At 63.4% G+C, this 25,339-nt stretch carries 33 protein-coding genes, 1 tRNA gene and 1 pseudogene; 7 read left to right on the forward strand and 28 right to left on the reverse strand.

Annotated elements, in window-relative coordinates; translation table 11 throughout:
* Position 1: 1 nt before the first annotated feature.
* From Pan44_RS13100 to Pan44_RS13125, 6 genes are read right to left on the reverse strand one after another with little or no spacing between them, the layout of a single operon-like run.
* The gene (locus Pan44_RS13100; RefSeq protein ID WP_145030489.1) at positions 2 to 445 is read right to left on the reverse strand and encodes a hypothetical protein; all 444 of its coding nucleotides are present in this window, start codon (positions 443 to 445) and stop codon (positions 2 to 4) included.
* Entirely contained in the window at positions 438 to 767 is a 330-nt protein-coding gene (locus tag Pan44_RS13105) for a hypothetical protein (protein ID WP_145030490.1), read from the reverse strand. Before Pan44_RS13105 ends, Pan44_RS13100 begins: the two co-directional genes overlap by 8 nt.
* On the reverse strand, positions 764 to 1,795 hold the full coding sequence (locus Pan44_RS13110) for a thioredoxin domain-containing protein (protein WP_145030491.1): 1,032 nt from the start codon (positions 1,793 to 1,795) through the stop codon (positions 764 to 766). Before Pan44_RS13110 ends, Pan44_RS13105 begins: the two co-directional genes overlap by 4 nt.
* The gene (locus Pan44_RS13115; protein WP_145030492.1) at positions 1,792 to 2,838 is read right to left on the reverse strand and encodes a hypothetical protein; all 1,047 of its coding nucleotides are present in this window, start codon (positions 2,836 to 2,838) and stop codon (positions 1,792 to 1,794) included. Before Pan44_RS13115 ends, Pan44_RS13110 begins: the two co-directional genes overlap by 4 nt.
* A 9-nt stretch (positions 2,839 to 2,847) precedes the next feature.
* Positions 2,848 to 3,183, reverse strand: a complete 336-nt coding sequence (locus Pan44_RS13120) for a hypothetical protein (RefSeq protein WP_145030493.1) — start codon at positions 3,181 to 3,183, stop codon at positions 2,848 to 2,850.
* 51 nt (positions 3,184 to 3,234) lie between these two features.
* On the reverse strand, positions 3,235 to 3,708 hold the full coding sequence (locus tag Pan44_RS13125) for a hypothetical protein (protein WP_145030494.1): 474 nt from the start codon (positions 3,706 to 3,708) through the stop codon (positions 3,235 to 3,237).
* Positions 3,709 to 4,371: 663 nt separating this feature from the next.
* Between Pan44_RS13125 and Pan44_RS13130 the strand changes: the two genes are divergently transcribed.
* Both Pan44_RS13130 and Pan44_RS27400 read left to right on the forward strand, forming a co-directional pair.
* Entirely contained in the window at positions 4,372 to 5,208 is an 837-nt protein-coding gene (locus Pan44_RS13130; RefSeq protein WP_145030495.1) for a DNA-methyltransferase, read from the forward strand.
* Positions 5,194 to 5,257 (forward strand) — tRNA-Ser (locus tag Pan44_RS27400). Before Pan44_RS13130 ends, Pan44_RS27400 begins: the two co-directional genes overlap by 15 nt.
* Positions 5,258 to 5,483: 226 nt before the next feature.
* On the opposite strand, the pseudogene Pan44_RS28255 reads toward Pan44_RS27400, so the two are convergent.
* Positions 5,484 to 6,236 (reverse strand): annotated as a pseudogene (locus tag Pan44_RS28255) (tyrosine-type recombinase/integrase); the annotation flags it as partial.
* On the opposite strand from Pan44_RS28255, the gene Pan44_RS27890 reads away from it, so the two are divergent.
* The gene (locus Pan44_RS27890; RefSeq protein WP_231754318.1) at positions 6,195 to 6,434 is read left to right on the forward strand and encodes a hypothetical protein; all 240 of its coding nucleotides are present in this window, start codon (positions 6,195 to 6,197) and stop codon (positions 6,432 to 6,434) included. The pseudogene Pan44_RS28255 and the gene Pan44_RS27890 sit on opposite strands and share 42 nt — an antisense overlap.
* 163 nt (positions 6,435 to 6,597) lie before the next feature.
* Here the strand turns inward: Pan44_RS27890 and Pan44_RS28260 are convergent, their stop codons facing one another.
* The 10 genes from Pan44_RS28260 to Pan44_RS13185 form a co-directional block, all read right to left on the reverse strand.
* Positions 6,598 to 6,792, reverse strand: coding sequence for a helix-turn-helix domain-containing protein (locus Pan44_RS28260; RefSeq protein WP_145030497.1), 195 nt, complete (start codon positions 6,790 to 6,792; stop codon positions 6,598 to 6,600).
* A 119-nt stretch (positions 6,793 to 6,911) separates the two neighbouring features.
* The gene (locus tag Pan44_RS13145) at positions 6,912 to 7,247 is read right to left on the reverse strand and encodes a hypothetical protein (protein ID WP_145030498.1); all 336 of its coding nucleotides are present in this window, start codon (positions 7,245 to 7,247) and stop codon (positions 6,912 to 6,914) included.
* Positions 7,244 to 7,612 carry a hypothetical protein gene (locus Pan44_RS13150; RefSeq protein ID WP_145030499.1) on the reverse strand — a complete coding sequence of 123 codons (369 nt, stop codon included), beginning with the start codon at positions 7,610 to 7,612 and terminating at the stop codon, positions 7,244 to 7,246. Before Pan44_RS13150 ends, Pan44_RS13145 begins: the two co-directional genes overlap by 4 nt.
* A 15-nt stretch (positions 7,613 to 7,627) precedes the next feature.
* Positions 7,628 to 8,083, reverse strand: coding sequence for a hypothetical protein (locus Pan44_RS13155; protein ID WP_145030500.1), 456 nt, complete (start codon positions 8,081 to 8,083; stop codon positions 7,628 to 7,630).
* Positions 8,083 to 9,696 (reverse strand): YfjI family protein, encoded by a 1,614-nt coding sequence (locus Pan44_RS13160; RefSeq protein WP_145030501.1) that lies wholly within the window; start codon positions 9,694 to 9,696, stop codon positions 8,083 to 8,085. The genes Pan44_RS13155 and Pan44_RS13160 overlap by 1 nt, the downstream gene beginning before the upstream one ends.
* Before the next feature lie 105 nt (positions 9,697 to 9,801).
* Entirely contained in the window at positions 9,802 to 9,984 is a 183-nt protein-coding gene (locus Pan44_RS28265; RefSeq protein WP_145030502.1) for a helix-turn-helix domain-containing protein, read from the reverse strand.
* Positions 9,985 to 10,122: 138 nt separating this feature from the next.
* Positions 10,123 to 10,494 carry a helix-turn-helix domain-containing protein gene (locus Pan44_RS13170; protein WP_145030503.1) on the reverse strand — a complete coding sequence of 124 codons (372 nt, stop codon included), beginning with the start codon at positions 10,492 to 10,494 and terminating at the stop codon, positions 10,123 to 10,125.
* 286 nt (positions 10,495 to 10,780) lie between these two features.
* Positions 10,781 to 11,059 (reverse strand): phBC6A51 family helix-turn-helix protein, encoded by a 279-nt coding sequence (locus Pan44_RS13175; protein ID WP_197454061.1) that lies wholly within the window; start codon positions 11,057 to 11,059, stop codon positions 10,781 to 10,783.
* Positions 11,052 to 11,237, reverse strand: coding sequence for a hypothetical protein (locus Pan44_RS13180; protein WP_145030505.1), 186 nt, complete (start codon positions 11,235 to 11,237; stop codon positions 11,052 to 11,054). The genes Pan44_RS13175 and Pan44_RS13180 overlap by 8 nt, the downstream gene beginning before the upstream one ends.
* A complete protein-coding gene (locus Pan44_RS13185) occupies positions 11,234 to 11,476 on the reverse strand; it encodes a hypothetical protein (RefSeq protein ID WP_145030506.1) in 243 nt (80 codons plus the stop codon). Before Pan44_RS13185 ends, Pan44_RS13180 begins: the two co-directional genes overlap by 4 nt.
* Positions 11,477 to 12,135: 659 nt before the next feature.
* On the opposite strand from Pan44_RS13185, the gene Pan44_RS13190 reads away from it, so the two are divergent.
* The gene (locus Pan44_RS13190; RefSeq protein WP_145030507.1) at positions 12,136 to 12,789 is read left to right on the forward strand and encodes a hypothetical protein; all 654 of its coding nucleotides are present in this window, start codon (positions 12,136 to 12,138) and stop codon (positions 12,787 to 12,789) included.
* Positions 12,790 to 13,376: 587 nt separating this feature from the next.
* Here the strand turns inward: Pan44_RS13190 and Pan44_RS13200 are convergent.
* The 8 genes from Pan44_RS13200 to Pan44_RS13235 all read right to left on the reverse strand — a co-directional run bounded on the left by Pan44_RS13200 (position 13,377) and on the right by Pan44_RS13235 (position 19,154).
* Positions 13,377 to 14,024: an AAA family ATPase gene (locus tag Pan44_RS13200; RefSeq protein ID WP_145030509.1), complete on the reverse strand. Its 648-nt coding sequence runs from the start codon at positions 14,022 to 14,024 to the stop codon at positions 13,377 to 13,379.
* Positions 14,025 to 14,126: 102 nt separating this feature from the next.
* Complete coding sequence (locus tag Pan44_RS13205; RefSeq protein ID WP_145030510.1) at positions 14,127 to 14,393, reverse strand: hypothetical protein; 267 nt, start codon at positions 14,391 to 14,393, stop codon at positions 14,127 to 14,129.
* 21 nt (positions 14,394 to 14,414) lie between these two features.
* Complete coding sequence (locus Pan44_RS13210) at positions 14,415 to 16,043, reverse strand: coiled-coil domain-containing protein (RefSeq protein WP_145030511.1); 1,629 nt, start codon at positions 16,041 to 16,043, stop codon at positions 14,415 to 14,417.
* Positions 16,040 to 16,576 carry a hypothetical protein gene (locus Pan44_RS13215; RefSeq protein WP_145030512.1) on the reverse strand — a complete coding sequence of 179 codons (537 nt, stop codon included), beginning with the start codon at positions 16,574 to 16,576 and terminating at the stop codon, positions 16,040 to 16,042. Before Pan44_RS13215 ends, Pan44_RS13210 begins: the two co-directional genes overlap by 4 nt.
* Entirely contained in the window at positions 16,576 to 17,178 is a 603-nt protein-coding gene (locus tag Pan44_RS13220; RefSeq protein WP_145030513.1) for a hypothetical protein, read from the reverse strand. Before Pan44_RS13220 ends, Pan44_RS13215 begins: the two co-directional genes overlap by 1 nt.
* Positions 17,179 to 17,221: 43 nt before the next feature.
* The gene (locus Pan44_RS13225; protein ID WP_197454062.1) at positions 17,222 to 18,118 is read right to left on the reverse strand and encodes a hypothetical protein; all 897 of its coding nucleotides are present in this window, start codon (positions 18,116 to 18,118) and stop codon (positions 17,222 to 17,224) included.
* Positions 18,072 to 18,254, reverse strand: coding sequence for a helix-turn-helix domain-containing protein (locus Pan44_RS28270; protein ID WP_145030515.1), 183 nt, complete (start codon positions 18,252 to 18,254; stop codon positions 18,072 to 18,074). The genes Pan44_RS13225 and Pan44_RS28270 overlap by 47 nt, the downstream gene beginning before the upstream one ends.
* Before the next feature lie 75 nt (positions 18,255 to 18,329).
* Positions 18,330 to 19,154, reverse strand: coding sequence for a hypothetical protein (locus Pan44_RS13235; RefSeq protein WP_145030516.1), 825 nt, complete (start codon positions 19,152 to 19,154; stop codon positions 18,330 to 18,332).
* A 462-nt stretch (positions 19,155 to 19,616) separates the two neighbouring features.
* On the opposite strand from Pan44_RS13235, the gene Pan44_RS13240 reads away from it, so the two are divergent.
* The 3 genes from Pan44_RS13240 (at position 19,617) to Pan44_RS13250 (ending at position 21,866) form a co-directional block, all read left to right on the forward strand.
* Positions 19,617 to 20,228 (forward strand): hypothetical protein, encoded by a 612-nt coding sequence (locus tag Pan44_RS13240; protein ID WP_145030517.1) that lies wholly within the window; start codon positions 19,617 to 19,619, stop codon positions 20,226 to 20,228.
* Complete coding sequence (locus Pan44_RS13245; protein ID WP_145030518.1) at positions 20,218 to 20,601, forward strand: transcriptional regulator; 384 nt, start codon at positions 20,218 to 20,220, stop codon at positions 20,599 to 20,601. Before Pan44_RS13240 ends, Pan44_RS13245 begins: the two co-directional genes overlap by 11 nt.
* A gap of 104 nt (positions 20,602 to 20,705) precedes the next feature.
* Complete coding sequence (locus Pan44_RS13250) at positions 20,706 to 21,866, forward strand: NAD(P)/FAD-dependent oxidoreductase (RefSeq protein ID WP_145030519.1); 1,161 nt, start codon at positions 20,706 to 20,708, stop codon at positions 21,864 to 21,866.
* Between the two features lie 386 nt (positions 21,867 to 22,252).
* Here the strand turns inward: Pan44_RS13250 and Pan44_RS13255 are convergent, their stop codons facing one another.
* Genes Pan44_RS13255 through Pan44_RS13265 form a run of 3 tightly spaced genes read right to left on the reverse strand, consistent with a single transcriptional unit; the run spans position 22,253 to position 25,025 of the window.
* A complete protein-coding gene (locus Pan44_RS13255; RefSeq protein ID WP_145030520.1) occupies positions 22,253 to 22,684 on the reverse strand; it encodes a hypothetical protein in 432 nt (143 codons plus the stop codon).
* Positions 22,685 to 22,701: 17 nt separating this feature from the next.
* Entirely contained in the window at positions 22,702 to 23,184 is a 483-nt protein-coding gene (locus Pan44_RS13260) for a DinB family protein (protein WP_145030521.1), read from the reverse strand.
* A gap of 44 nt (positions 23,185 to 23,228) precedes the next feature.
* The gene (locus tag Pan44_RS13265; protein WP_145030522.1) at positions 23,229 to 25,025 is read right to left on the reverse strand and encodes a glycosyltransferase family 39 protein; all 1,797 of its coding nucleotides are present in this window, start codon (positions 25,023 to 25,025) and stop codon (positions 23,229 to 23,231) included.
* Positions 25,026 to 25,339: the final 314 nt, after the last annotated feature.

Below are 25,339 nucleotides of genomic sequence, written 5' to 3' on the forward strand. Positions count from 1 at the left end.
GTCACTCCTGTGGGGAAGAGGGCGCGCCGACGATCGGTCGGAGCACCAGATTGTCGGGCATGAACTGAGGCACGCTCGCGGCCGTGTGGCCGCGCGTGAGAAGGAGCGTCTGGATCAAGTTGCGATCGGCCACCTGGCTCCGTTCGTGGGCGGCGAGGCTGCGTTCGAAGGCGGCGATCAGGTCCTTGATCTGCTGCGTGTGCTGCGCCTCCTGCTTGGGAAAGACCCATCCGAAGAAGAGCAGCAGTCCGCAGAAGCAGAAGATGATCACGACCGTGATCGGCTCCCGCTGTTTCAGCCAGCCGAACACCATCGAGAAGATCTCGACGATACCGTCGATCCGGTTGCGACCGCGGCCGTTGTCCGGCATCGGTCCGAAGCCGGGGCCCGGAGGCGGCATCACAAAGGGAGGCTGCGGAGGGGGCAGGAAGTTGTCTTCAGCCATGACGAGACTCCGCGACAAGTCGGTCGAGGGCACGACGCACCAGCCAGCCGAGCACCGCCTGCAGGAGAACGAGGCCAATGCCGATCAGGATGCCCGCCGACTCGCGTTGCTCCAGTTCCGCCATTTCCCGCGCCAGCTGCTCGACGTCGATCGACTGGGCCGCATGGCCCTGGCCCTGCATGGCCCGTTGACGCTGAAACTGAGCGATCGCCGCGGCGGCTGCCCGGTAGCAGCGATTCCGCGTGCAGTAATGGCGGTATCTCCGCGGCGCCTCGGTCAGGGCGTCGGTTTCGAGAGCGGAGGCCAGTTGTTCGATGGTCATTCAGTCACTGCAAGCGCGACGTCAGGCAGCCAGGGCAGGTCGAGCGTCAGCCGTTCCGGCGTGATCGTGACGCCGGCGACATTGATCCAACCGGCGACACGCGCCTGGACGGGTGGGTTGATGGCGACGACGAGGTTTTCGCCCTTGAACGACCAGGTGACGGACGTGTTGGCGAAGACTCGGATCGGGATCTCTCCCAGCGGGATCTCCGTCGGCGTGCTGCCCGACCGCTTGTAGACGAACGTCAGGGATCCACCATTGCCGAGGATCGGGCGCATGGTGTCGATCAGCTGCAGGATCTGCGGCCGGGCCCGGACGGAGCCGACCCCGATTGCGGAGACCGCTTTCGGATCATTCTTCAGCAGCGCGGCCAGCTTCTCGCGAATCGCGGGCCACTGCGTCTTCCCGGTGAGTCGATCGACGATCTTCCCGTCGACCATGAACAGAAATGTCGGACAGCGTTCCGTGCCATAGGGCCACGGACCATCCTTCCCAACCATCTCGACGATGACCAGGTCCTGCATTCCGTCGAGCTCGGCGGCTGCGCAGATCTCGTCGTGATTGCACCACTTGCACCAATCGCCACTGATCATGCGGACGCATACGCCCCGCGCGACCTGGTCAGTAATGGGGACAGGGGTGTGGACCTGGAAGTTTGCGGGCGGAAGCGGTTGCGGCGCCGGCCGTTCAACGACCTGCGGGGGCGGCGCGGGAATGTCGAGCTGCGGCAGGACGGCCAGGTGCGTTCGCGAGCGAAGGGGCTCTTGCATCAGCACAGCAATCGACGCCGCGGCCGCAGAAACAGCCTTAACCTTGCCCGGGTCGCGGTCAGCGGTGGGATCCGCGGGGGCCGTCCAATTGCCACTCGACGGCAGATCGGGCTCGGCGTTCCGCCGGGCTTCGACGGCCGCCCAGCTGACGGCGACGAGCGCCTGGGCCTTCGGACGGAGGGCCTGGCTGGCGAGGGCCGGGGCGCTGCAGAGGACGCAGGCCACAACCGCGACAATGATCAGCAGACGAATCTTCATGCTGCTTGTTCCTGACCGGGGACATAGACGCCGCTGTTGGCGGACGGTCGCCAACCTTGGACGACCTGGGAGTGCCAGCATTCGCCGCCTTGCCGGAGACCGATCGCGTGATCGGACGCCGGGGCGACGTAGGATCCGGGCGGCAGTTCGTACACGCCGCCGGCGTACCGCAGGTTGCGATCGCCTTTCGGCCAATCGCCCCAGCTGCCGTCAACGAAGAATCCGGTCGCTGCGAGCAGCTCCGCGTCGTCGTCCGGATCTTTGACGGGTCGGAGCAGCACGACGCCCGTCCGGCTCTCGGCATGACCACCGCCGTTGGGAGTCAGGCGCACGATGCCGCCTTGCAGCTGAGCATTCGGGCTGCCGTAGTAGGTCGCTCCGAAGTTGCCCGGGTGACCGCTCGCCAGCGCATCCGCCATTTCCATGACGGAGTCGGCCTGCATGATCCGGGCCCGGTACGGCGCGGCGGCGTCAAGCACGGCCTGCGGGATCCGGCTGTTGGGCTGGCCCCAGTCGACGGCCTGAGCCTCGTTGCTTTGTGACAGGTCAATGCCGGCGATGATGCCGCGGGCCAGGATGCCGATGTCACGGCTCGCCAGGGCCAGGTCGGCGACGATCGCTCCGTCCCCGCTACAACGGCCGCATTGGCAGCTGCCCGGGTGTGCGGGACCGAGCTGGCCACGCCGGACCATTGCTCGTGCCACGCCGTAGAGGAATTCGTAGGAGAGCTCGGTGTACTGGCCGATGACGGCCCGCATCACGATCTGCCAGGCCCACGAAGTCTGCAGGACACGAAACTGAGCCCGCGACGCGCAGGTCCCGCGCCGCTGAAAGTCAGGGCCTCGCCACCGGCCAAGCAGCATCCTTTCGGCCTGGCGATGGTGGATGAGGTAAACGCCCTTCTTGACGGCCGCTTTCCAGCGACCGAGCATCGACGGGACGCCGGCCGCGGTGTAAACCGAGCCGCCTTCGCGGGCGGCGACGAGCAGCTGCCGAACAAACAGTACGCGGTTCGGATCCGAAAACCAGCCTGTGGGAAACATCGGCGAGCCTTAGAGGGCGCGCAGCTTCGCGGCATCGGCCGCGGTCAGCTTGCGAGCTTTCTTTGCGAGATCCGGGAACGACGTGTTGAACCGCTTCACGCTCTCGGCATCGAGCCCACCGCGGATCTGCAGTTGGCCGACCTGGCCGAGCAGCATGTCCGAGTCGACCAGTCGGCCGGCATCAATGTCGTCGGCCAGCACTTTCAGGACTTCGACCGACAGCGCGGTCGGATCGACCGGCTTCACGACGTCGGGCTGGTCGTCGGATTCAGGCTCGGGACCGCCGGCCTTGTGGGCGCAGCCGGTGACGAGGAGCGAGACGATCAGCAGGAGGCGCAGGAGCATGGTGAGACCTTCTGGAGCGGAGCGGCCGCGGCGGGCAAAGCCTGGACGCGGTTACTTGCCGGTCTTCGCCTGGGCAGGCCCGGGTTCCTCCGCGTCGGGGAACTCCGGTGATTCGGCCGGCTCGCCGAGTCGCGTCATCACGTTGCGGGTGGCCATCGCGGAGACGTGCGCAAGCTGCACCTTGTCGCCGGCGTGCAGCTTCTGGAGCAGCTGATAGATGCCCTGGAGGATCATTTCCTTCCAGCCATCGTCCGGCTTGCCGACTTTCAGGAACGCATCGACAAACGAATTGAGCGTGTCGAAGGCCTTCAGCACTCCGGATCGGGTGATCGGCGCCAGCTTCCAGCCGGTGAAGAACGTGCCGAGCGTCCCGAGAAGGGAGGTCAGCGTGAGGCCAAGGTTCCAGCCGTCGACGACATTGTCGCCGCTCGCCATTCCCACGACGTTTGTTGCCGCCGTCCCCCCGAGGAGAGGCGCGATCAGAAACATGAGGAGACGAGGTAGCAACGCCAGGAAGACGGACATATTGTGAGTCCCTGAACTGATGTGCGGGCCAGAGCAATCGCGCATCGGGAAGCGGGCGAATGCGCAGAAGAGAGTCGGCCCAGCGCAGGAGTCGCAGCGACCTGGCGAGCGTTCCGTCCCGGAATCGCTTCGTCCAATCAGCCGTGAACTGGCGTTGTGACGAGCTTCCCTGCTCGCGTAAACAAACCCGCGTGGGACATCCATGCCCCCAGTCGGTCCATCTTGAACCACCGCCGGTCGCAACAGGACAGAGGTCGCGCGCAATACGCCGCGACTGTCAACGGTGTTCAGGAACGAACATTATGGTCGACGTCATCACGACGCCAAAAACGGGCCGCAGGCGGCCTCGGAAGCCTCCTGCTGAGCAGGAGACTCAGTTCCCCGGTTCGATCGCGTTTCGGCTCCCGAGAGCCATGCGAAACCAGTTCCGGCTGGCCCTTCAGCGCAGGCGGCTCAAGCAATCGGACTTTCTGCGGTCCGCGATCGCCGCTCTGATCGCCCAGGAGACTCCACCCGCGTCCGCGGGGGAATGACCGCGCATTTCGCGCGGAATTAAAGGCGGGCGGCGCAGAACGGTTGGTACGTCCCACGCCGCCCTATCACCACGCTTGCGACCACTCCGCGGTCACAAACGCAGCGCATGCTGCGCAGAGAGGAAGTCCCATGCAGGGATGCGAGAAGCGAAATCGGTCAGCCGGCGAGGAAAGTTGGCTGATCTCCGGAGAGACCCCGTTCTATGCCCGGAACGGAGTCGCGTTGTATCGGGGGAACGCGTTGCGCCTGTTGCCCAAGCTGCAGCCTGGGTCGGTTGACCTGTTTGCAGTCGACCCTCCCTATTGCAGCGGTGGGAGGACTGCGGGAGAACGATCTGCGGATCCGGCCAAGAAATACGCGCAGGATGGTGATGCCCGCGGCCGGCCGTCGTTCACCGGCGACCACCTTGACCAGCGGTCGTTCGTCACCTGGTCGACCTGGTGGCTGGAGGAATGCCTCGCGGCCGCGAAGGACGGCGCCTATCTGGCGGTGTTCATCGACTGGCGGAATTTGCCGGCGATGACCGACGCCGTCCAGATCGCAGGCTGGCAATGGCGCGGCATCATGGGCTGGGACAAGGGCCTCGGCTCGCGGGCACCGCACAAGGGGTACGTGCGGCACCAGCTCGAGTACATCGTCTGGGGCACGAAAGGCGCCGTGCAAAAGCGCACGGACGCCGGACCGTTTGCCGGCTGCCTGCGCTATTCAGTCCGGAAAAGCGACAAGCATCACCTGACCGGAAAGCCCACCGACCTGATGCGGTCGCTTGTCCATCTGGCTCCCGTCGGAGGACTTGTGTGCGATCCATTTGCCGGCTCCTTCACGACCGCAGCAGCAGCCCGGATCGAGGGCAGGCGATGCGTCGCGTCGGACGTCTCGGCTGAGTACTGCGAGATCGGCAAGACCCGTCTCGAAACGATTGAAAGGCTGCGGGTTGGTGAGACCTCGCAGGGAATTCAGGCGTAACCGAGGACTGAAAATCCTGGTGTCGCCGGTTCGATTCCGGCTCTGTCCACTGGAACGCCTGTACAGTAGCGGCCAGCCGATGCCAATGGCGGCCAATCTTCGCTGTTTTCCAAGGCAAAACGGGCTCTTGGCGGTTGTTGGCCAAGCGTGGCCGCCGCTGGCCGCACCGCTGATTGCACGATCTCTGCATCGCTGCCTGCACCGCTTGTTGAATCGACTGCAGACCGTCCCGCCGCGGCTGCTGCGAAGTCTGCGCCAGTAATCTGCAGGTAGTGCGAGATCGCAATTCGTGGCGTGTGGCCCATCCACGCGGCCACGATGTGAACGGGGAACTGACGCACAAGTTCCGTCTCGCAGGACGACCGCAGTTGGTGGAACAGCCTGGGCCAAACTTGAACTCCTGCGCGGCGAATGATCCTCTCGAATTGCGTGCGGAGATTCGCGTTGACCCACTCGCCCCGTGCCATCGCTCGCGATCGAAGTGACTCCAAGACGTAGACGGACCCCTCGGGCGCGCGGTGGAATGCCGCCTGCAGTTCTTCCCTGATGGCCGAGAAGATCGGAACAGCCCGCGATCCCCGCCCCTCGTGATGGGCCGTCTTGGGGCTCTGGACAATCATCATGTTCGCCTGCCAGTTGATGTCGGCCCAGCGAAGGCTGCAGGTCTCGGAAGGACTGCGGAGGCCCGCATAGCGGCTCAGCGTGACAAGCAGTCTCCACGTGGGATCGCAGCAATCGAGCACGCGAGCGATCGTCTCACGTTCAACGAAGACCTGCCTGGACGGATCGCTGATCGCCTTCGCCCGGACATCGGTGAACGGGTTGATACGACACAGTTCCGCGCGCTGGGCGGCGGTGAAGAACTGCCTTGCGAACTGCAGTCGGCGGGCGACGGTTGTTGAGCTGAGATTCTGGCCCACAAGGAACAATCGAAAGGCGTCGGCCTCACCTGCATTGATCGTCGCAAGGTCTCGATCGGTGCCGAAATGCTGCTTGAGGTTCCGAACGACCTGCCCCCAGACGGTCATCGTTGCGTGGCCAACGTCGATGCGGGATTTGAGGTAGCCGTCCAGAAATGGGCCGATCGCCTGCTTGATCTTCTTCGCCCGGTGTGCCACCAACCCAACGGCCGCCAGCCGCCCGTGGAATCGGTCGTCCAGCTTGGCGAGCCACTCAAGCAGTTCCGGTGCCGGAACCTGCCCCGTGCGATTGCAGGCGTCCAATAGCTCGATCCGCGTGCGGATGCTGTCGGCCATCTTTGAGCTGACTCGGCCGAGCCGAACGCTTCGACGTTTCCGGTCGCTGCCAACGAACTGAACGACGCGGCCCCCGTTGGGCTGCTTGCTGACTGACGCCATCGATATCCCCTGGGAAAGAGAACTGCCAGATTCAAGCGACGTGGGCGGCGATGAATTGGCGCAAGTCCTCTCGCCGAAACCGGAGGATCTGGCCGAACCTGACGGCCGGCAGTTGCCCGCGCGGGCTCACGAGTCGCTGCAACGTCCTGGGGCTCACCCCCAGATACTTCGCGGCTTCCCGAGAGTCGAACAGGCGTTCTGCCTCCAGTTGTTCATCGCGTTCCATGTCGCCGTCCCCTGGCTTTGTGATGGCTTCTGTTCTTCGGCTACTAACAGCGGTCTGCAAGCGGAACGCACCGCTTTCCGCCCCTGATACGGGGCGGCGGTGCGAAAGCGGTCAGACGCCTACGCCTGTTCGGTTCCCTTGTCGTCTGCTGGTGCGGTTGCCTCGCGTTCCCGCTGCTTCTGGAATGCGTCGTTCCCGTACCATTCCTCGTCTTCGACAACGACCACGGTCGGCCCGTCCCCATGACGGTAGATGTCGACATCCGCCGGGTAGGTGACCACCGGCCGATCGGACTTGCCGGTGCGCAGGAACTCCTCCCACCGTCGCCGGATCTCCTCCGGCGGCTCATCACTGCTGCCGTTATCCGGAAGTAGCATCACCGGAGGTGCTGGCGCGTGAGCGGGCAACTCCACTTCCAGTTTCTTCAGGCGGGCATCCATGCTTGTTCGATTCATCGTGTGGCCTCCAGGTTGGCGATACGGTCTTCCAGATTCTGCTGCAGGTTCAGAGGCAGGAGCGCGGCGAGCATTGCTTTCGCGGCTCCCAGCTTCGTGGCCTCGCTCTCGGATTCGAGGAGGTTGGCCAGAGTGTCAATCGCGCTCAGGATGCGGTCTCCGAGTTTTCCGGTGGCCTGAGACAGGATGTCTCGCCGAGCTGCGGCAACTCGCTCACGGAATCCGCCTTCTCGCATCCAGCGGTTGACCGTGGTGCGATGGACGCCGGCCTGTCCTGCCGCCTCGTTTTGGGAAAGACCGCGGGCGATGGCGAGAACCGCCACGTCTTCGGCCGTCTGTTCTGGTGCTTCCGTTTCTTGCTGCATTTTGCATCACTCAGTTCAGGCCGCCATTGCGCAGGTGGATGCGTCAAGCGGTGCGGGGTGTAGTGCGCGTGTGCGCAGTTCGTTGGCACGGTCCAGGAGTAGTCGCCGCGTGGCGGCCATCTTGATTCGGTCAACGTAGAAGTCCGAGAGCCACGGCAGGGTGGCGGCGTCCATACACTGGGTCAGCTCCCATCGTGGTCCGTCGATTCCGGGCCAGATGGCGGCCCGGTCAATCTCAAACGCGATCAATTCGGCGTTCGCTTTCGCAGTGCGCCAGCAGCCGCCCGCACAGCCGTAGTCGTCAGGGGAGTGCAGCCGGCGCTCTCGCATCAGGCGATCGGCGGTCAAGTACAGGATGCGAGCGCCGTCGCTGACAATCCATGTCGGGTCGACTTCTCGCGGCTGGACGTTTTCCAGCATGGTTCCGATCAGTCCTCGCTCGGCATGGGTGTCGATCAGGATGGCGTCCATCAGAAGACCTCCGTATCGAGATATTCCGAGTCGTCCAGTTCGTCTGGCAGGACATCCAGCCCGTCAGCATCTAGGAGTTCATCGGATTCATTGGGAATATCGCCCTCTCCTAGATCGTCGGAGTGAGAAAGCACAAACTCCCTCGCGCTCGGCCCACGAGTCGCCTCGATCCATTCCCAGCGGCCGATCCCTCTCTTCACGAGCGATTGCAGTAGGATCTTGGCGTCTTCCGTACTGCAGCCCGCCTTGAGTTGTGCCAGCCGCCAAGGTGCGATACTTCCACCCTGCTTCTCGATGAGTTCAATCAGGCGGTCGCGTGCGGCGGCCTCCTCTCCCTGGGTCAGTTTGCCGTAAACCCGCCGGGCTTCATTCTTGAACCACGACACGAGTCGAATGGCACTCTGTACCGATTTCGGATCAACCCTGTCGGGGTGCTCGATAGTCGGGTCTTTGCTGGCCACCCTGACCATGTGAAAGATGAGGGCGAGTCTCGCGGCTGTTTCCTCCAGCTTTGACCACGCGGCTGCGAGTGCGCCGGAGAGCTGTACCTGCTCGGCCCCGTGGGAGTTGTAGTAGTCCATCCATTCCGTCTTGGCTTCTGGTGTCAGGTACACCAAGCGGGGTTCGATTGATCCATCTTCCTTCTGCTGGCCTTCGAGGGCGAACAGTTTGTCGATCAGACGTTCGTATGATTGCTCGACAACGGATGGAATGTCGTCCTCCGTCCAGACTTTCGGACGCCTCGGCGGCATGGCGAGGAGGAACCTCGCGGCCAAACCGTTCTCGATGTGTTCGGAGCCGAGAGACTTCTTCAGGATGCCGGGCTGAATTCCGCCGCAAATCGAGAGACTAGCGTGGGGGACGAATAGCGTGGGCGGAGTCGATGTCCTCCGATCAACGGTGATGCTCTGGCCCGAGTACATGCTGAGGTAGTGCGAAGCGTCATTCCCACCGCCGCCAGACTTGTACCGGCCAAACGATCCGAACATCGCAGAGAGTTCGTCGCACCCGAGCAGAACGCCACGCGGGCTGTTCTTCATTACGACTGCCAGGGCCTCGATGGTGATATCGCTTACGATCTCCCGCCTCAGGGTTGGCTCAGTCGGCTTCTCAGGCGGCTGCTCAAGGGACTTCTTTTCTCGCTTCCACTCGGCCGATCGCTTCTCCCACCATGCGACTTGTTCTTCGTATTTGGCCCGCTCATCCTCAAAGGTGCGGATGGCTCGTGCATGGCGAGTGAACAGCGGACGCATCGCGGCGTTGTACGCGGGTGTCTTCGACGAGCCACTCTCGCCAACGACTGTTGCCCAGATGATGGAAGGCACTTTCCAGCCGCTCTTGATGGTGAGTCGACGGCTCGCACCGATCGCCGTGGCGACGGCCGCCAGTACAGGCAGTGCCACCAGCGAGGGATCGCACCCAATTGCCTTGGCTGCACAGGTGACGAACCTCGCGAGCACCCCGGGAAGTGCGCCACAGGGGAACCGCTGGTAGCGCAACCGCTCCGTCGCAGTATCTAGGAGTTCGCCTGAATCGTTGGAGAACCCTGTATCTCCTAGATTGGGTTCGGGTGGTGAAATGCTTCTGCGGTTCGATAACGGAGTAGCTGGCACGTACGATCCTTGTTCGTGTCGGTCATTTGCAGCCCGGCGGTTCCCCTTTCCGCCGGGCTGCTGTCGTTGTCTGGCGCGGCAACCATGCCACGCGGGATGAGTGAATCAGCAGCCCTCGCGGAGAAGTCTCTCCAACTCAGTGCGTGGTACCCGGATCGACTTACCGAACCGTACCGCCTTGACGCACCCACGACGCACGAGCTTGTAGACCATCGTGCGGGAGAGGCCGGTGGCGAGTATCACTTCCTGGATGTCTGCGAACTGGGGGCTTGTTGCCTGCTCTGTCATCACTGGGTTCCCGATGTGCACGGTGTTGATTTCGTGCCCCGTTATCGGGACGGAGCCGGTAAAAAGTGCCTTTGCCGGTTCATGGCAGCGAATGCCGGGGAGTGACAACCAGAAAGGCTGCCACGACTTTCGGATAATTCACTTCTGATACTTACGCGCAGATTTGCGGAGTTCCCGGTTCACGTACTGACGGACGGTGTCCGGCTTCAACCCGAACCGGGCGGCAACTTGCTCCTTCGTCATTCCGTCCCGAATGACCATTTCCACGATGTCCCTGTTCCGCTCTGCGGCAGGAGCCCCGCGCAGTCGCGTGCGTCGGCCGGGAGTGGGTTTGCGAGGCCTGCCGGGGTCACGCGGGATCGCCCGTTGCAGCACAGCGAGCAACCCGAAGTGCGGGCAGGACACGTCGTTGAACGCGGCTTCGTACCGCTTGATGATCCCGCACACCTTTACCCAGGCGTGCGCCCAGCGTCTCTCACGGAGCACGTCGCGGCGTGAGCTTCGTTGCATTCCATTCCTCTCGTGAATCGAACAACCGCCGGACCACCAGCGCAACATCGCCGGCGGCCGGCGGCCGGTTCAATTGGCGGTGCTCCTCACTCGGGTTCCGGTCGTTCCGGGAGCGAGTCCAGCCCCGGTCGCAGCAGATCCCGAACAAGGGCAGTGATCGGCCGATGCTGGGCGGCGGCGCATTGTCGAAGTCGCAGCCAGTCCGCCGGTTCGACGTAAATCTGGATCTGCTTCTTACGACTGCGAGATCCCTTTCTCTTCCGCTGGTGGGGCCAAGGGGCGAGGTTCACAGGAGTGCGCCCTCCCGGCTGACGAATCGCGGGCTGCGATGGGCAAAGTGCTGCGCCGCGTGCATCCGCTCCAGCGCGTCGGCGAACGTCTTCCAGCGGTAGAGCGTGGAGCGGTTGACCCCGACCGCGCGGGCAATCGCCGTCACGTTGTCCGGCCCCAGTTCCACGAGCAGGCGAACCGCCTTTTCCTGCTTCGATTCCCGCTGCTCGCGGGCCGCGATGATGCGGAGCGAGTCGGCAATATCGCGGAGCAGGCTCTTTGCGTCGTCATCCACGGGCCACCCCCTTTCGATGGAACGGGCCCCAGGTGGTCAACGGAGTCAGGTGCGCGCGCGCGCACTTCTTCGCGGCCTGGAGGGCTTCATAGCGGCGGGCCCGGGCCTTGGCGGCGGAGGGCTTTTGCCCCGCTCCGCCACCGGAGCCGGGGGAGCAGCCGGCGTTGCGGGCACTCATCGGCGGCCCCCTTTCGCCTCAGCGACCGCGGAGACCACAGCCATGCTGATGAATGCCTCGGCGTCCTTGGCATCGGGGAAGTGAGTCCGGAGCCAATGAGCGTCCCGGAGCGGAATCGTCGCGTCGAACCTCGTGGGAACCCACAACTCCGCGTCCAGGGGATCGGAGACGGTCTGCGGAACTTGGGAACGCATCCGCGTCGTGGATGCAAAAGCGGGGGCCTTACGTGCCGTCTTCATGGCGGAACCTCTCTGTCCGCTGCGAACCCCGGCTATCGGCGGCCCCGCCTGCCTGCGCAAAGCGGAACCCCGATACGGACGCATGAAGCGTTGTCACGGCGGGGTTGAGCCGCCGCCTGCGCGGTTTCCCTGCGCAGGACGCAATGCCCCCGTACCGGGGTTCTGAGTTTCAACCTTCGTTTTGACACAACCTGCCCGACCGGAGCCGGGGCTTTTGACTCCGGCATCTTGCGAACGTCGACGGTCGCCGTCAATCCTGAGTCGCGGCCTTTCCAGCAAACGGCAGCGTCCGGAGTTAACTCAACCCGGGACTTTGCCGGCGAGTTCTTCTCAGCAGGTCCAAGATCGCCCGCCCAGCCGCGGTGGGCACTACAGCGTCGCCCGAGCAAGTCGGGCAGAATGAGTCCCCATAGACGATTTGCGACTGGCCAAGGGATGGGAAACTGGACGGCGGCGCGAACTGCGTCTTCGGGCGGGTGCACTCACATGGTTGGATGAGGTCCTCCAGCTTCAAATCGATCATCACTTTCCCTCAATAACTTGCCCTGATGGAAATGCCCACAAGACATTTTACGGAAGGGTGTCGGGCAACCAACCGCGTGATGGCGGGAATCAGAGGATAAGCCCGAGGGGAGCAGCCGTTTTGCCCGTTCGCGTCGGTGGTGGAATCGAACTTTGCCAAAGAACACTTGTATACCATCGCCAAAAATGGAAACTGGTGCGATGAAAGGTGCAGGCCAATGCCGGACGCGATGCAGGAGTATCGTCAGCATCTTGTCCTCGCACGGGAGAAGTCCCACGAGTCATACGACAAGCTGGTGACGACGCTTTCCGCAGGAGGGCTAGGTGTAACCTTCACATTCCTCGGCCAATTACCAGTTAATCAGGTTAAGTCCATCGGGTGGCTTTTTGGCGCTTGGGTCAGTTGGTCATTGAGTATCGCCTGCGTTTTGGCTTCATTTTTCTGCAGTGCCAAAGCGCTGAATCGAGCGATCGAGCAAGTCGACGCAGGCAAAACTGGCACTCAGCCGATCGGTGGCAAGCTCGCCAAATTCACTGAGTGGTTAAATGTCGCGGGTGGAGCAACGTTCGTCTTGGGAGCGTTCCTGACAGCCCTGTTCATCTACTTCAACCTTGGAGGGATTCACGTGGGAGAGAATCGGCAACTACCGAAGGGAGACGTTAGTGAGCGAGGATATACGCCACCTCCTGCACCAAAGACTCCCGCTCATATGCAGGCTGGTTATGTGCCACCACCAGCGCCCCCAGTCGCGGTCTCACGACCACAGGGCCCCACGGGTGAAAAGAAATGACAGTGGCAGCACAGCAAGCAGAACCCAGGGATTCGCCGCAGCCAATGCCGGGCACTGGTTATCCCCCGCCTCCGCCTCCACGGCAAGATCCTCCGCAATCGCCCAAGAAGCGGAGCATCCAATGATTGCGGTTCTAAGAATCACCCTTTCAACTGGGATGAGCAATGGACAGGTACGGGAATCGCGGGGGCGACTCTGGCGTTGTCGCATATGAGTTGGGCGATGGTGCGATCGCCGTAAGATTCGCGGACGGTGGCGTGTACCTTTACACTGTCGCGTCGGCCGGTGCGTCCAATATCAGGAAGATGCATCAACTCGCAGTGGCCGGGTACGGGCTGAACACATTCATTTCGCAAAACGTCAAGGATCGGTACGCGAAGAAGCTGTAAGGAGACGTTGGAGACATCCCTCAACGCAGCCTTCTGGTAGGCGGCGATTGCGTGCCAGCCACTCACAGGCGTCGACAACGGCGCTGTAGCGAACTGGGTCGAGACTTGGCTGACAGATTGCCAGGAAGCGAAGAATTGTCAGCTCATCATCCGCGAGATCTGCGGTCTTCATTCAATTTCCTTGATTGGGAACTGGGGTCAGGCCGCCATCCCCTGAATGGCTTCCTCTACGCGCCGCACCGCCCTCCGGAACGACGGCGCCGAGCCGTGCGGGCACAGTTCATCGGCGGACAGCGGGCACTTCGACGTTCCCACCTCGGCGCGCCAGATATCGTTGGCGAGCGTCCGGATCGGCGTGAGCAGCGACGGCCGGGTGTCCTGAAACCGGTAGTGGGCGCACCGATCCTGAAATCGGGCCTCAAAGCTGTCCGGGTTGTTCGTGGTGAAGACGACCACGGAATGCGACGGCAGCCGCTCCAGGGCGTCCAACCACACTTCGCGGGCCTTGGGGTGCATCGACTCCGCCTCGTTCAGAATGAGGACGCTGGCCCGGCCGACAATGGGCCGATACGCGAACCGGCTGACCAGCTCGCGGACGCTCTCGGCATCCTGGCAACCGGAACTCAGTTCGGTCGTGCCGATGCGGACGTTCCGTTCATCCAGCCCGGGATTGAGTTCCCGCGCGAGCGCCCAAGCCGCGGCCGTCTTGCCCACCCCGCTCCCACCGGAGAACAGGAACGCGCGCCCGTGCGGTCTGGAGACGAATCCCTTGAGTTTGGAAACAACGTCCGGCTGGCCCCTGAGATCCGAGAGCAATCGAGGCGCGTACTTCCGGCACAGATCCATAGTGCTCCCTGAGGTGTGGACAGCGTGTCGAGTCCCATCGACTCCCGAACGAACAACGCCACGCTGAACTTCAGGCGTGGCGTTATCGGCCAACGGTGCAGATCACAGTGCGAGCGCGAACAGATCCAGCCACGGCCGGGCGTCCGGCTCGTTCAGGCGGTCCCGGAGCGTATCGTTGCGCAGGGCGAGGACGGCGAGGCTCCCGACAAGATCACGTAGTTCCGGGATCAGCTCCGGGTTCACGTCGTGCCCAAACAAGAGGTCTGCCATCAACACGGCGTTCGCGTCGTTGAGTGCCCGGATCTCGTTCGACCGTTGCTCAATCTGCGCCAACGATTCCTTAAGCTGTTCGATCAGTTCTTCGTTCACTTGGGTTCCTTCCTTGGTGAATCACATGTTCTTGCGGCCCATCGACTGGGCCCGGCGTGTCGTGTTCTGGGACATCGACTGGACGAACTTCATCAGGTGGTCGATCTCCTGGGAGTGCCGCGCCTGCTCCTGCTCGAAAGTGGCCATCACATTCGCGTTCTGACCCAGCGCCGCAACCATCTGGTCACTGAGGCCCGCCTGCGTCTGCATGGCGTTGATCTGGGCGTTTTGATTCAGGGCGATGGCTTCGTTGACCTGTTCGGGCTTGAACGACTGCGGGCCGCCGTTCATCTGCGCCGTCGCCTTGCGGTAGGCGGCGCGGCGGGCTTCCTCGATCTCTCGCCGTTCCCTGGAGTCGATTTCTCCGTCATTCTGATACGCGGCGTCGGTGGCCGCGTCCTTGGCGTTCTGCGCCAGACGGTCCCGGATGGCCCTGGGGTCTTGCGCCGCCTGCCGGATCTGGCTCGACAGGTCTTTCACTCCCTGGTCACCCGCCAGCGCGTCAATCGCCTTCTGCTTCGCCGCGGCCTCTGCGTCCGCGATCGCTTGCCGCTCGGCCGCCTCCGCCTTTTCTGTCGCGGTCTTTGCGGCCTCCAGCTTCGTTTTGTCGGCCTCCTCTCGGTCGTACTGCTGTTTCTTCGCGTCGGCCTCATCCTTGGCCCGCTGGGTGGCCTCGTCCTTCGCCTTCTCCTCGGCGGCGGCGTTGTTTTTCAGGATCTGCAGGCGTCGGCGTTCAAGGGCCTCCAGATTGCGGGCCGCGTCCACCTGATCTTTCCGCGTCAGGTTCGTCGACTTGGCGAGGGCTTCGAGCGAACGCCGTTGCTCGTCCATCTTCTCCTGAACGGCATCAAGGCTGTCGATCTGTTCGATCTCATCGGCCTTCCGCTGGGCCGCGCGCTTCGCCTCCAGATCCTCAAAGACCTGATTCACCTGTTCCAATTGCCGGGACTGCCGCTCGGCGAACTCATTGTCCTCGGACTTCTGGGCCGCGGCGTTCATCCGCTCCTGGGCCGCAGTGAGGGCGTCCGCGGCCGAAGTCCACCCGACCATTGACGCGGCATTGGAGGCCCAGCCGGCCGCCGTCCCGGCCATCGTCTCATCCAGGGTGTCAATGTGCCTCGCGGCGTCCCCCGCGAACGTCGCAAGATCTCCAAGGAACCCCAGGACGCCGCTCCCCTCTTTGGAGGAACTGAGGTTGTCGGCCATGTCGAACAGGCTGTCGGACATCCGGTCCAGTTGGGAGTTGAGTTCCCCCATCTGGGCGTTGCCGTTGTCGGCCATCTGCTTGATCTGTTCGCGGACCGCGCGGAACCCGTCCGCCAGCCCCTTCACGATCGTCACCCCGGCCGTGACGCCGGTAAAGAGTGCCGTCCACTTCTCCAGCCCATCGCCGCCCGCCTTCCCGGCCCCGGGATTGCCGATCTCCGCGTTGGTCTGCTCCGCCTGGGTCTCGGCCTGCTTCAGCGCCGTCGTCAGGTCGCCCACCTCGTCTGTGAACTTCTGGACATCGGACGCGCTATCAAAGGCCGCGTCCATCTCAGCGCCGGCCTGATCGGCGGCCGTGCCGACCTTCTTTACCTCCGTGGCCACTTCGCCAAGCGCCTGCTTGGCCTGCGCTACGTCGCCCTGAACTTCGAACCGCGTACTCATTCGATTCCCTTCAGTTGCTCGTCAATCCAGTCGCGAACGATCTGATCGATTCCATCAATCCAGGACTTCGGCGGGTTGTCGTCGCTGGGGAACAGAGGCCGGATCGCGTCGAAGTGCTCCGCGTAACTCCGCTTGTATTCCAGTGCGACCGTTGTGCCGTTGATCGTCATTGCGCCGTCCGGTCCCTTGAAACCGGCATTCGCAGTGTTCCTCAAGAGCCCGGTATCGACGCCGATCTGAGACGTGGGGACGGCCCCCTTGATAGCCCTCCGCTTCCGGGTTCCATCCTTGCGCGCCTTCGGCTTTCGGATTCCCTTCAGGGCCTTCCGCCGTTCGGTGGATTCCTTGAGTGGCTTCCATTTCTCACCGTCCGCACCACCGCCCCCACGGCTCTTGTCTTCAAACGAGGACCGCTGCTCCATTGCGATGAAGACGCCAACGTCCTGCAGCAAACTCGCCATGCCGGCATCCAGATTTCTCTGCGCCTGGGCGAGTTGCTGCGGGAGATCAGTCTTCAGGATCAGTTTGAACATCAGGGCTTCGCGAGATCGTGGGGACCAACAACAGTCGCCGCCCCGGTCTTTGCACCGGCCGGCGCTGGCGTGGTGGGCACAGTCGGGGTTTTCGCAGGCTGTTCGGTTCCAACGGAGTCCACCGACGGGGAGGCCGGCGGAGGTGACTGTGGAGATGCTTCAGCAGGGGGGGCCACCTCAGCGGATTCGGCGACGGTGAGCACTGCGCGCGCGCGCAGTGGAGCCGGCTCGGGCTCGGCGGCCGGGGGAGTGAACTCAAGATTCTGCCCCTGCAGGATGCGCCTCACCTTCCCGATCGGGGAATTGTCGTAAACCTCGCCCGTGTATCCGTTGCGCGGAGCGAGAACATAGCCCCGCCCCTTCTTGACCATCTTGCCGCGGTTCTTGTCGTTCACGGCTTCCGCGGCAGCCTCGCCGATGCCCTCGGCCAGTGCATCCAGGATGCGGGCGTCCTGGATGCCGCCTGCGCTCCGTTTCGCGGTCGCAACGGGCGGGGACTTGGACACGTCCACCATGACATGCGTGAACACCGCCAGTTCTCCTTTGATGGCGATGATGTCCGGGGACTCGGTGGGCTCGATGTGACTGATCTTGAACTTCATGAGACTCTTCCGTGAGAGGGTGGGGATGCGGCGTCGTGCCGCGTTACTTCCGGCCCAGGAGACGCCGGGCCGCTGCCCGGTCTGCCTCGGTGAACGACTTCCCGGGGATCTTCCGGTTGGACGGAGCGGTCTTGCAGCTCATCTCCACCGGCTTGTCCTTCTCCGCCGACTGCTCAAGCCGCTCGGCGATTTCATTGAGCGTGCCGGGAAGTTCGTTCGGCTTGCAGAGCGGAACCTCCGCGCCGTCCTCCGCGATCAACTGAATCAGGTCATTCAGGGCCGGGAACAGGGCGTCCAGGTCGATGTCTCCCCAGTTGCCGGCGACGGCCGAATTAATCGCACCGGCCGGGGCGGCCAGATCCATGCGTATGACTGGCAGACCGCGCAGGCGCCGCGACTCGCGGATGTCCCGGGGCTTCAGCCGCATCATGACGGGTTCAGGAACGTCCCAGAAAACGGGGGCGTTCTCGAATGCGTTGTCCGAGCCGTCGCCCTCCTGCTTGCCCTGGGCGCGTGCGATGTTGCCCACCGTCGCGTTCAGAACTGCGCCAAGCTGGGACGGAGAGCAACGCGGCAGTTCTGCTCGGCGTTCGCCCCCGCTGGCGAGTGCCAGAAGCCGGTTGATGGCTTTGAACGTCGCAGCCTTATCCACGGCCCCCCAATCCCCTGCAGAGGGATCAATGGGAGAGGAATTCCGGCCCTTCGCCTTCAGGGTCATCTGGATCGACTGTCGCAGTTCCTTGGCAGTCTTCGTGATCTCCTGCAACTGCTGCCGCATCCGGGGCGACATGGCGCGACGAACGGGGCGGGACTTCAAGGGCGGCTTCTTCAGGTCCATTGTGATGATGGGGCAGACCAAGCCGTTCCAATTAGGACTCATCTCCAGTTCGGGATCAGGCCACATCAGGCGGGGGGCTTTGGCAGGAATGGATGAACTCATTGATGGTGTCCTCAGAAAAGCGAACAAGACGACCGATGCGACAAGGGCGCAGGCGTCCGCTGCTGGCGAGCCGTTCAAGCGTGTCGAGACTGACGCGAAGTCGATCGGCTGTTTCCTTGCGGGTGAACAATTGCATGGCGATATCACAAACGGCCTGACGACACGCTGGAGGAGGAAGGGGCACCAGCGCGCCGTCAGGCTTCCCAGAGGATCAGGAATCGTCGTTGGCGGTCTCGTCTGCCTCAGCGACTTCCGGGGCGTCGGACGGCGAAGAGGCTTTCGGCTGTTCCGGTTCGGGATAGATGACCCGGCCGCGGAGGTCGACGCGTGGCCGCCCCTGCTCATCCAGCAGGGGCTCCGGGAAGGGCTTCGACGCGTAGACGTACTGGCCCCTTTCGTCCCGCAGGTAATGGCCGTCCGGGCCGATGATGGGCTCGACGTACCGCCCGTTGATGCAGGTCCGAACTTCCGGACACACTCGCTGCGGGGCGGGGGCCGCCGCCGGCTTGTCCGTCAGCCGCTTCCAGATCACCTCCGGCAGCTTCAACAGGCCCTCCGCGAACAGTTCCGGGGCCTCGCGGTAGAGCTTTGCAATGTCCGCCTCAAACCAGCCGACACGCCGCGACTCATAGCTGGCGCGGGCGTGGGCCTCCTTGGCCTCTTTCATCTCCGCCTTATGCCGCTCCTCCATGGCCTTGATGGAGTCGTACGAGCCCGTGTAGGCGGCGTCCGCCTCGTCCCTATTGAGGATGAACGGGATCTTCTTATCGGCGTCCGCGATCCGGGAACTGTCCCGCCGCACTTCGTCCGTGGTGAGGCCCAGGGAGAGGATCAGTTCCGCCAGCCGCTTGTCGTCGCCCGGCTTCGGCGACTTCGATCGAATGAGGATGGAGAGATACTGGTGGTGGCGATTGGCCCGGTCCTTCTCGGCCGCCGTCCTCTCCTCCTGGCGGGCCTGTTCGGCGGCGCGGACAGCGGCGTCCACGGTGGACAGGGCGGAATCGAGAACGGTGGGCGCAGCGACTTCAGCAGACATGGAGCAACTCCGACAGGGAGGGTGACTCAGGCCGCGACAGGCCGCCTGAGGCCGCACGAAGGCGGCCCCCCGTTATCGGGTGCCTCTCAGAAACGACGCGAAAGCGTTCCCCAAGACGGGAGGCCCCGGCTGCGAACCGGGGCCCCTTTCGGTGCAGCCGTATGCACTGCCCCCAATACTGCACCGCACGAGTCGGCCCGGAGCGGTATCTATTGGTTTTCGGGCCGGTGGTCGATTCCGGCTCTGTCCACTGGATTCATCACCAAGATTCGCCCGGCTCCGCGGTTCATTCGCGGAGCCGTCTCTGTTTTTGGCGCGGCGGGCCGCCAGTTTTGGCCTGGCCGCGGTGCAGCGGGCTTCTCTGATCGGGTAGGGCGATCGTCTACCAACTCCCCCTTGCATCCATTCGTCGCCGAGAATACTTTGCAATAGAGAGTGAAAGCTTCCTTCGGAGTTTCTGTCATGCAGCTTGAGCATGCCTTGCTGGAGATTGCCGAGATCCGGGAACGGATGGCGTCGACCCAGGTCTTTCGGGGGTATCGGGCCGAGATCGCGGCTGCGTCGGGAGGGCTGGCCCTCCTCGCAGCGGGGCTGCAGGGCCGGATCGTGACGGATCCGGTTGGCGATATTCCTGGATTCGTCCGGTTCTGGTCGGCGGTCGCGGCATTGGCGATCGTGGCAACGGCGATCGACCTTGGCGTTCGGTGGTACAGGGACGGATCGGGTCGCGAGCGTGTGCGGATTCTCAACGCTGTACGGGCGCTGGTTCCCTGCCTTGTCACCGGAGCGCTCGTGACAGCCGTCGTTGTGAAGTTCGCGCCCGAACTGGGTTGGACGTTGCCCGGGCTGTGGTCGCTCCTGTTCGCTCAGGGATTGTTTGCGTCGACGCCGCTGCTGCCGCGGTCCGCGTGGTGGGTTGGCGGCTATTACGTTGCAGCCGGCCTCGTCGTGCTCGGCGTCGCCCATGACACACGGGCTCTCGCGGGATGGACGATGGGGGTGACGTTCGGCGTCGGGCAGCTGCTCGCGGCCGCTGTCCTGTTCTTTTCGCTGGAGCGTCGCCATGGCTCGTAAGGATTCCGGCGGAGCCGGCGACTCCGATGGGGGACGCTTCGCCTACGACGGACTCGATCGTGTGATTCACGAAAAGGCCAGGCTCGGTTTGATGACGTCGCTGGCGGCAAGCTCGGATGGCGTGACGTTTGTGGAACTCAAAGAGTTGTGCCGGCTGACTGACGGGAACCTGAGCCGTCATTTGAAGGTGCTCGAGGATGCGGGGCTTGTGGGGCTTTGGAAGCGCGGAGCTGGCCGAAACCAGCAGACGCTGGTGCAGCTGACGGCGACAGGACGTGCCGAGTTTCTGAAGTATCTGGGAGTGCTGGAGCAGGTGGTGCGGGACGCGGGAGTCTCTGCCCAGGGTTTCCGGGAGCGGGTCTCGCCCGCCTGAAAGGAGCGGGGAGAAAGGGGCCGCCCCCTTTTGGTCGAATTCCCGTTCGCGAGTCGTCGTCGAAAAATACTTGGCGGTGCAAAGTTTTTTCCAAGGAGAGGGACATGGCGGATTTTGAATGTGCGGTCATCGGTGCGGGACTGGCCGGGCTGAGTGTTGCACTCAAGCTGGGCCGGCAGGGCCGCCGCGTGCTGCTGGTCGACCGTAAGGCGTCGCTCTCGGATGGAATTCACACGACCGGCATCTTCGTTCGCCGGACGCTCGAGGATTTCGATCTGCCGGGAGACTGCCTGGGGCCGGTGATTCGCCACGTGTCGGTGTATTCGCCGAGTCTCGCCCGGTTTGATCTCGAGAGTCCGTTCGCGGAGTTTCGCGTGGGCCGGATGGGACGGCTGTATACGGAGCTTCTGGGGCAGTGCCGTACGGCCGGAGTGACGACGGCGCTCGACTCGTCGCTGGAATCGATCGTGAGCCACGATGGGACGAGCAGCCTCGTGCTGCAGACCGGGCTGCGTCGGTGGAAGTCTGATGCGCGGTTGATCGTGGGGGCGGACGGGGCGGGTTCCCGAGTGGCCGAACACCTTGATCTCAGCCGGAACTCGGAATGGATTCTCGGGCTGGAGGATGTGTACCGAGACACGATTGCGACCGGACCGCCGCGGATCCATTGCTTGCTCGATCCGGAGTTGGCGCCGGGCTATATCGCCTGGGCAGTGCATGACGGCGAGGAGCTGCATCTGGGAGTCGGCGGATACGCGGCGCAGTTCAAGCCGGCCGAAGCGCTGAAGAGATGGACGCAAGTTGCGCGAACACGACTGAGGCTGCCGCAGGGCGAGCGGGTCGAGCGTCGCGGGGGACGGATTCCCGTCGGGGGCGTGTTGCCCCGCATCGCGAGCCAGTTCGGGCTGCTGGTGGGCGACGCGGCCGGCGCCGTTTCGCCGCTGACGGCAGGGGGCCTCGATCCCTGCCTGCGGCTGTCCGAGTTCGCTGCCGAGGTTCTCGGTGCAACCCTTCAGACGGGGGATACTTCTCTGCTGGAGGCCTATTCGGGGGAGGCGTTCCGCCGAAAATTCCGAGCGAGGTTGTGGCTGCGGGCGGCCCTGCGGACGGTGCGATCGCGCCGCGCGATCAATGCGGCCTTCTGGTGCCTGCGCACACCGATCGGCCGCCGTCTCGCCGGGCGGATTTTCTTCCATCCCGCCTCATTCCCGGATGCGCCGAATCTGCAGCCCCCTCTCGGACGATGGAGCCCGCATCAGGCGTAGCACTCGGCCGCGAAGCGCTGCAAGTCTCCTCGGGTTCCGGGAGAGTTATCCCTGCGTTCGATTCTTTCCGGATCCCTTGCAGGTCTGGCAATTGCGCGAATCGAAGCAGGTTTTGCAGTGTTGGGGTGAACTACCAGCGGCCTGTTCGAGCTCAGCGCAGTCCGGGCATTTGCCCGTTCCCTGACACTCCTTGCAAAGTGGCATTTCAAACTTTCATGGCTGTCACCGACCGCAAATTCCCTGCAACGTTGAAGGGAATCAGAAATTTGAGCAGATGGGTGAGCAGGGGGCCATTCACCATTTCGCGTAGGCCGAGAACTCGGGCTGCGAAGCGATGATGCCATGGCCCCGCGCCGAGCGATTCTCAACGCGAGGGAGCGGAATCGTCAGCGGACATCTTCCCAGCCGATGGCATGAGGATCGTTCCATTTCATGCGGGGATTGTGGCTGATGCCTGCGTTGGGAAACCGGGCCTTCACCGTTCTGAGAAACCCGGGCTCCGCAGGATGCGCGATCATGAACATGAGCCATCGCGGCGGGTCAGGAATTTCAAGGATGCGCGCAGTCTGATCGGGATGATCGGTCCAGACGATGATCACGTCGCCATGAGTGATCTGGCCGATGATTTCTCCGATGTCGTCAAAGTCCGGTCTCTCGATTCCGGCCTTCGCGCCTGTCGCGCGCACGGCGTTGATCCAGGCGTCCGTCCGGGCGCGCGCTGACGACCTGATCCACCAGATCCCAAGGAACAACAGAATCGCTCCGACGACAACGAGCCATGGCCAGCGGCGCGTTCCGCGCGGCCAATCGGAAGTCATCGTGGAGTCACTCGAAGTCATCGGACGTGTTCTCGTTCCCAGCTGAAGACGTCCCCCTCAGGAAGGTGCTCGACGCCGGTCAGGCGCAGCATGTAAAGAACCTGTGCCCGATGATGCATGCTGTGCGTGAGGACGTGCGCGATGGCGGTTCCGTAGCTCTTTCGTCGCGGTGGATCTTCCAGGTCGTCGAGCCAGGTTTCGTCCCAGGCGTCGCGATCCGCGACGGTGCGGGCCACATCGGCGAGGCGTTTCGATGCGGCGTCCAGTCGGACGAGCATCCCCGCGATCGAGGCGCTGCTTTCCCGGCGGGCCGTCACGCCCGCCATCAGGGTGGACCACACTTCCATATTTCTCACGACATGATTGAGCGTCGATCGAAGGGTGCGGTGTCCGATGTCGAATTCGCGGTCGAGCTGCTCATCCGACAGCTCGCCGCAAATCATGAGGAGCTGCTGAGTCGTCCAGGCATCATGTCCGAGCAGCCGATCCAGCAGGTCCATCGTCGGTTTCGAAATTGGCTTCAGTGGAAAAGTGGAACCCTGTGTCATTCGCGCCACGAGGTCCAGCGCAGGAACTCGCCAGACGTCTTGCTGTCGGGAAGTTTCGCCAGCGAGGCGGCGAGCGCCTTTCGGCGATCGGGCTGCTCGAGGTCGTAGATCAGGATCGATTCCCCCGCTTTCGCATCCGCCTCCAGTTGTCTGAGGGGGTGAAAGGGATCGACTTCCAGAGTGTAGTCGCCCTGCAAATACGTCGCAGAGATCGCGAAGTAACGGACCGAATCGACGTCGAGGGGGGCTTCATCGACATTGAACGCGCGGACTCCGTAGTCCTGTGGAAGGGCCGTTCCGAAATACTTCAGCGCCAGCCGTTCCGGATGATCGTCCTGAAAACGTTTCAGTTCTTTCAGTCCCTGACCCCAGTCGAGGCTCGAATCGACAAGCAGCCAGCGTCCGTGTGACGTACCGCCGCAAAACGAGTTGAAATAGACCAGAAAATCGGAAGAGACGCTTCGGCTGCTGACAACCTGTCCTGCGAGCAGACCGGCAGCGATCGTCGCGAGGACGACAGGCCGATTGGAGATCTTCCGCACGAGCTGATCGATGCCGAGGAGAATGAGCAGCGGATAGACGGGAAGGATGTAGCGCTGTCCCAGGTTCAGGGGGGATGCGATCATCAACCCGCAGAAGATCACGGTTGAGACGACAACGGTGAGGGACAGTGGATCGATGCGCCCGGGATGGAGGCGGGTGATGATCGCTGCGCGAATGCCGACGCCGATCAGGAACAGGGTGATCGCCAGTTCCACCGGAGTGCTCTTGAAGGCAAACGCACAGGGGAAGAAGTACCACCACCCGAACTTCGAGAAGTTTCCCATCAGGTAGGCCGAATGACCCCAGCCGCTGTGCTGAAACTGGAAGAAGATCCCCTCGACGGGAGACGGGCGCGGAATCCATTCGTGGGCGAAGGTCATCACCGCCTCGGCGATGGGGCCTTTACCAAGAAGCTTGATCCAGGGTGAGTACTCGGCCGTCTGGTCGAAGGGAACGGCCTTGAGCGCTCCGGAGGTCTGCAGCAGGTGACAGAACCAGCACGATCCTGCGGCCAGCGCCAGTAACGCCAGATACTTCCCGAGGACCTTCACTGACAGCCGTCGCCAGTCGTGGGACGAGATCGGTCCGTATCGGCGGCCGACCAGCAGGGCCCACTCCTTCCAGGCAAGGAACAGGCCGGAGACGGGAAGCAGGAAGACGCCTGAGTACTTCGCCGCGATGGCGATGCCGATGGCGGCGGCCCAGAGCACGAACCGGGTCTGGTCAGGTCGATCGAGCCAGGAAGCGGTCGCGAGAACGGCGAGGAATGATGCGGTCCCGAATGCCAGGTCGGTGGTTGCCAGCGAGCCGCTGGCCAGAATCGTCGGGGAGCCGCTGAGCAGCCCGGCCGCCAGTGTCGCCGCCAGGAATCCGCAGCGTCGATCGACCACCAGGAACATGGTGATGATCAGCGGCAGTCCGAATACGATTGCCGTCATCATGCGGGGACGCAGGATCTTTTGAGCGTCTCCCATTTCGCCGAGCCACAGGTTGGATCGCTCGGCCCCTTGTTCACCGGCCAGCGCAGGCAGATATGCCAGAATGACGGGGACCGGCGCGACGCCCGCGGCGACGAGGCGAGGATCGAGCTTGTGGTCACGGACCGTATGCAGGGCCGTCCCGAGAAAGAACGTCTCGTCGAACGTGATGCTTGTCGCCCGGCTGGCGTGCCAGGTCTGCCCGAGAAACAAGGCGCACAGCAGTCCGAGAACGACCGTTTGACAGACAAGTTGTCGAGATCGACTCCCCATACCGTTCGCCCGGCCCCCTGATTGGATCCCGTCCGGCGTGTCGCGGAGTGGCCCTGCCTCGGAAGTGGGGAGCCCTGCAAGCGACGCCGTTTGACGTGAAATTGCTATCGTCCGGAAAGGGCCGTCGCGTCGCAACGAACTTCAGGCGGGGAGGGCGGAGATCGTCCAGACGGCGGCATCTCGAGAATGAAGACCGCCGGAAAGCCCGGACATCGAGGATGGCAAATCGAGGTGGGACCGGGAGTTGGGAGTTCGGGGCCGGCTGGCGGGAGGAGGGGGCCGTTTTGAGGACGGTTTTTTCAGATCCGCCGAGG

This window comes from Caulifigura coniformis, assembly GCF_007745175.1.
In the GTDB taxonomy this organism is placed as follows: domain Bacteria; phylum Planctomycetota; class Planctomycetia; order Planctomycetales; family Planctomycetaceae; genus Caulifigura; species Caulifigura coniformis.